Source organism: Pseudomonas sp. Pseusp3, assembly GCF_047304225.1.
In the GTDB taxonomy this organism is placed as follows: Bacteria; Pseudomonadota; Gammaproteobacteria; order Pseudomonadales; family Pseudomonadaceae; genus Aquipseudomonas; species Aquipseudomonas fluorescens_CD.
The window spans coordinates 1-4,467 of sequence record NZ_JBGLYV010000191.1 but is presented as its reverse complement, the minus strand read 5'-3'; the positions used below and the strand labels follow the sequence as shown (position 1 = coordinate 4,467).

The window sequence follows — 4,467 nt, the reverse complement described above, 5'->3', positions numbered from 1 at the left end:
GGTGGGGGCTGGGCCGGGTCGTCTCCCTCCCACTCCATATCATACCCATCCCCCCCCCCCCCCCCCCCCCCCCCCCCCCCCCCCCCCCCCACACTTGGTCTTGTGGTGGTTTCAATTCTGTCCAAACACCTGCGACGGCCGCCGCAGCAGCGGATCGAACGGATTGATCCTTGGCCCGATCAACGCTGCTTCGCGCTTGAGCATCTCCACCACCGTCGGCAACCGATCCGGCCCCAGGCGGTCACTTACGGTCGCCACGCTCAACGCCGCCACCGCCCGGCCCTCGCGATCGAGAATCGGCACCGCCACCCCGGCCATGCCCTGCAGCACGCCGGTGTTGCGCCCGGCGTAACCGAGCTTGCGCACGTTCTCGACTTCCGAGCGCAGGAACACCTCGTCATACAGATGGAAGTCCTTGAGCCGCGGCAAGTTGTAGTGGATCACTGTGTCGCGTTCCTCTTCCGGCAGGAACGCGAGAATCGCCAGGCTGCCCTGCCCCACGCCCAAGGCCACCCGCCCACCGATGTCACCGGTAAAGGTGCGGATCGGAAACGGCCCTTCGCTGCGGTCCAGACAGATCGCGTCGAAACCGCTGCGCGCCAGCAGAAACAACGAATCGCCCAGCGACGCTGATAGCCGCAGCAGTGCCGGGCGCACCAGTTCGCGCAGGTTGCCGCTGTTGCCCGCGCGGGCGGCCAGGGCGAAAAAGTCCAGGCTGAGCCGATAGCGCTTGCTGCGCGCATCCTGCTCGACCATGCCTTCGTCCATCAGGCTGCGCAGCAAGCGGTGGGTGGTCGGTTGCGACAAACCGATGTGCTGGGCCAGTTGCGTCACGCGTTCGCCACCCTCGACCGTATCGCCCAGCGCACGCAGCACCGCAAACAGTCTTGAGACGGCACCTACGCCGACTTCATTTTTATTTTCATTCCGCTCAATGGAATCTGCCATGGATTTTCTCGTCAATTAATTTACTCACCGAATGAAACTGAAAATAGTCATCGCTTCAGTGAAATAGGCCATTGAGCCCATCCTAGTCTTCGTCCTAATCTGCGTCCAGACAGGGGCGATTCGAACAACAGTGGCAGCCGACTCAAGTCGAGCGCCAACGCACCCCGGCAACATTTTTCGTATCTGCCCATACAAGAAAGCGCGCCTTCGGGCGACGCATAACAATCTCAGGTGGAGGCGCACTCATGGCTTTTGTGCAACTTGAAAAACTCGGCAAACGCTACGGCGAAATCGACGCCGTGGTCGCCACTGACCTCTCGGTGGAGAAAGGCGAACTCGTTTCCCTGCTCGGCCCCTCCGGATGCGGTAAAACCACCACCCTGCAAATGATCGCCGGCTTCGTCGAAGTCACCAGCGGGCGCATCGTCCTGGACGGTCGAGACATCACCCATGCCAAGCCCGCCAGTCGTGGCCTGGGCGTGGTGTTCCAGAGTTACGCGCTGTTCCCGCACATGACCGTCAAGGACAACGTCGCCTTCGGTCTGCGCATGCGCAAGGTGCCGAACGCCGAGATCCGGCAACGGGTCGAGCGGGTGCTCAAACTGGTGCGCCTGCACCAGCACGCGGAGCGTTATCCACGGGAGCTGTCCGGCGGCCAGCGCCAGCGTGTCGCCCTGGCTCGGGCATTGGTGATCCAGCCACCGGTGCTGCTGCTCGATGAACCACTGTCCAACCTCGACGCCAATCTGCGCGAAGAGATGCAATTCGAGATCCGCCGCATCCAGCGCGAAGTCGGCATTACCACGTTGATGGTCACCCACGACCAGTCCGAAGCCCTGTCGATCAGCGACCGCGTGGTGGTGATGCAGGCCGGGCGCATCACCCAGATCGACGCGCCCTACACCCTCTACGAACACCCGCGTACCGAGTTCATTTCCGGGTTCGTCGGCAAAGCCAACCTGCTGCCCGGCGAGCGCGACACGGCCGGTGTGGTTCAGGTGTGCGAACGTGGCGATGGCGACCTGACCCTGAGCCTGCGCCCGGAGAAAATCGATCTGCGCGATGCAGGCCACGGTCGCTTGCAAGGCAAGGTCAGCAGCCGTTTCTTCCTCGGCAGCCAATGGCTGTACGGCGTATCGACGACTCTCGGCGAACTCTGCGTGGTGCGCCGCAATGACGGTTCGGCACCATTGAGCGAAGGCACGTCGGTCGGCCTGGACTGGGACGCGGCGCTGCTGCGGGTGCTGAGTGTCGACGAGGTGACGGCATGAGTGCACTCGCAGCCATTCACCAGGGACGTCAGGGTTACTTGCTGTCGGCCCCCGCCCTGACATTGTATTTCAGCCTGCTGGTGATCCCGCTGATGCTGACGCTGCTGTTGTCGTTCAACGTCTTCGACTACGGCTCGGGGATCAAGAGCGACGCCTACACCGTCGACCACTACGGCAGCCTGCTGGGCGACCCGTACTTCTACGAAATCTTCCTGCGCACCCTGTGGATCAGCGCGCTGACCACCCTGCTCTGCGTGCTGATCGGTGTTCCCGAGGCTTACATCCTCAGCCGCATGGGCACGCCATGGCGCTCGATCTTCCTGATCCTGATCCTCACCCCGCTGTTGATCTCGGTGGTGGTGCGCGCTTTCGGCTGGAGCCTGCTGCTCGGCGCCGACGGCCTGGTCAATCAGGTCCTGCAAGCTCTCGGGGGCTCGCCGATGAAGCTTTTGTACACGCCGTTCGCAGTGGTGATTGCGCTGGTTCACGTGATGCTGCCGTTCATGATCATACCGGTGTGGACCTCGCTGCAGAAACTCGACCCGGCCGCCGAGCAAGCCGCGCTGTCGCTGGGCGCCGGCCACTTCACGGTGATTCGTCAGGTGGTGCTGCCCCAGGTCATGCCCGGGATCCTGTCCGGCACCTTGATCGTGTTCGGCCTTGCCGCCAGCTCCTTCGCCATTCCCGGCCTGCTCGGCGGACGCCGCCTGAAGATGGTCGCCACGCTGATCTACGACCAGTACCTGTCGGAACTCAACTGGCCCATGGGTGCGGCCATCGCCGTAGCCCTGCTGCTCATCAACCTGCTGATCATGCTGTCGTGGAACCGCATGATCGAAGGCCGCTACAAGAAGTCATTGGGATAATTCGTCATGTCCAGGAACGGTCCTTTCGCCCTGCTGTTTCACGCCCTGGTGGTGTTGTTCATGCTCGCACCGCTGGTGGTGGTGTGCCTGGTTGCCTTCACTCCGGAGAACACCCTGAGCCTGCCGACCACCGAGTTTTCCCTGCGCTGGTTCCGGGCGGTGTTCGAGCGTGCCGACTTTGTCGATGCGTTCTACAACAGCCTGATCCTGGCGTTCAGCGCGGCCAGTCTGGCGACGCTGATTGCGGTGCCGGCGGCGCTGGCGATCACCCGTTTCGAGTTTCCCGGCCGGGATTTTTTCAACGGGCTGTTTCTGTCGCCAATCATCATTCCGCACCTGGTACTGGGTGTGGCGTTGCTGCGCTTGTTTGCGCTGATGGGAGTCAACGGCAGCTTTGCCTGGCTGATCTTCGCCCATGTGCTGGTGATCACGCCGTACGTGCTGCGACTGGTGCTGGCCTCGGCCATCGGACTGGACCGCAGTGCCGAACACGCCGCGCAATCCCTGGGTGCCGGGCGTTTCACGCTGTTCCGCCAGATCACCTTGCCGATGATCCTGCCGGGAGTCGCCGGAGGCTGGCTGCTGGCGTTCATCAACAGTTTCGACGAAGTCACCCTGTCGATCTTCGTCACCTCGCCGGCCACGCAAACCCTGCCGGTACGCATGTACGTCTACGCCACCGAGTCAATCGATCCGATGATGGCGGCGGTGTCGGCGCTGGTCATCGCGCTGACCGCGCTGACCATGATTCTGCTCGATCGGGTGTATGGCCTGGATCGGGTCCTGGTGGGCAAACAATGAGGGCGCCATGGCTCTGCTGAAACGACTGGCCGAAGGCGACCGCCCGGTCCTGGACTTTACCCTCGACGGCCAACCGGCCAGCGGCTTGCTCGGCGACACAGTGCTGACGGCGGTGCTGACCTGCAGCGAACACCTGCGCGGCAGCGACTTCAGCGCCGAACCGCGCGCCGGCTTCTGCCTGATGGGCGCCTGCCAGGACTGCTGGGTGCGCCTGGACGATGGCCGCCGGGTGCGCGCGTGCTCGACCTTGCTGGAAGCCGGGCAACACATCAACCGCGAACCGGGGCGATCGATATGAACCTGCATTCCATCTGCAGAAACCCAATCCCCTGTGGGGGCTGGCTTGCCAGCGAAAGCGATCTGCCAGTCAACATCTCTACTGGATGTGCCGCCCTCTTCGCGAGCAAGCCCGCTCCCACAGGGGGACAGTGTCGGGCACAAAAAGTGCGGGCAACCTCCGTCAACTGTGGGAGGGGGGGGGGGGGGGGGGGGGGGGGGGGGGGGGGGGGGGGCGGGGGGAGGGGTTGGGGGGGTGGGGAGGGAGGGGGGGCGCGCGCCACCACAAAAAAAAAAAAAAAAAA

The 4,467-nt window shown here is 63.4% G+C and carries 5 protein-coding genes; 4 read left to right on the top strand and 1 reads right to left on the bottom strand.

The features are described from left to right. Positions 1-111: 111 nt before the first annotated feature. Complete coding sequence (locus tag ACCD00_RS30195) at positions 112-948, bottom strand: IclR family transcriptional regulator (RefSeq protein ID WP_413428860.1); 837 nt, start codon at positions 946-948, stop codon at positions 112-114. Between the two features lie 245 nt (positions 949-1,193). Here ACCD00_RS30195 and ACCD00_RS30190 point away from each other — a divergent pair, with 245 nt between their 5' ends. From ACCD00_RS30190 to ACCD00_RS30175, 4 genes are read left to right on the top strand one after another with little or no spacing between them, the layout of a single operon-like run. Continuing rightward, the gene (locus ACCD00_RS30190; protein ID WP_413428859.1) at positions 1,194-2,219 is read left to right on the top strand and encodes an ABC transporter ATP-binding protein; all 1,026 of its coding nucleotides are present in this window, start codon (positions 1,194-1,196) and stop codon (positions 2,217-2,219) included. Next, positions 2,216-3,085, top strand: a complete 870-nt coding sequence (locus ACCD00_RS30185; protein ID WP_413428858.1) for an ABC transporter permease — start codon at positions 2,216-2,218, stop codon at positions 3,083-3,085. The genes ACCD00_RS30190 and ACCD00_RS30185 overlap by 4 nt, the downstream gene beginning before the upstream one ends. 6 nt (positions 3,086-3,091) lie before the next feature. Further along, the gene (locus ACCD00_RS30180; protein ID WP_205887700.1) at positions 3,092-3,886 is read left to right on the top strand and encodes an ABC transporter permease; all 795 of its coding nucleotides are present in this window, start codon (positions 3,092-3,094) and stop codon (positions 3,884-3,886) included. A 7-nt stretch (positions 3,887-3,893) separates the two neighbouring features. After that, the gene (locus tag ACCD00_RS30175; RefSeq protein WP_413428857.1) at positions 3,894-4,184 is read left to right on the top strand and encodes a (2Fe-2S)-binding protein; all 291 of its coding nucleotides are present in this window, start codon (positions 3,894-3,896) and stop codon (positions 4,182-4,184) included. Positions 4,185-4,467 lie beyond the last annotated feature (283 nt).

Coding starts and splice junctions, on each gene's coding strand:
- ACCD00_RS30195 (WP_413428860.1), bottom strand. CDS start 948: ATGGCAGATTCCATTGAGCGGAATGAAAATAAAAATGAAGTCGGCGTA.
- ACCD00_RS30190 (WP_413428859.1), top strand. CDS start 1,194: ATGGCTTTTGTGCAACTTGAAAAACTCGGCAAACGCTACGGCGAAATC.
- ACCD00_RS30185 (WP_413428858.1), top strand. CDS start 2,216: ATGAGTGCACTCGCAGCCATTCACCAGGGACGTCAGGGTTACTTGCTG.
- ACCD00_RS30180 (WP_205887700.1), top strand. CDS start 3,092: ATGTCCAGGAACGGTCCTTTCGCCCTGCTGTTTCACGCCCTGGTGGTG.
- ACCD00_RS30175 (WP_413428857.1), top strand. CDS start 3,894: ATGGCTCTGCTGAAACGACTGGCCGAAGGCGACCGCCCGGTCCTGGAC.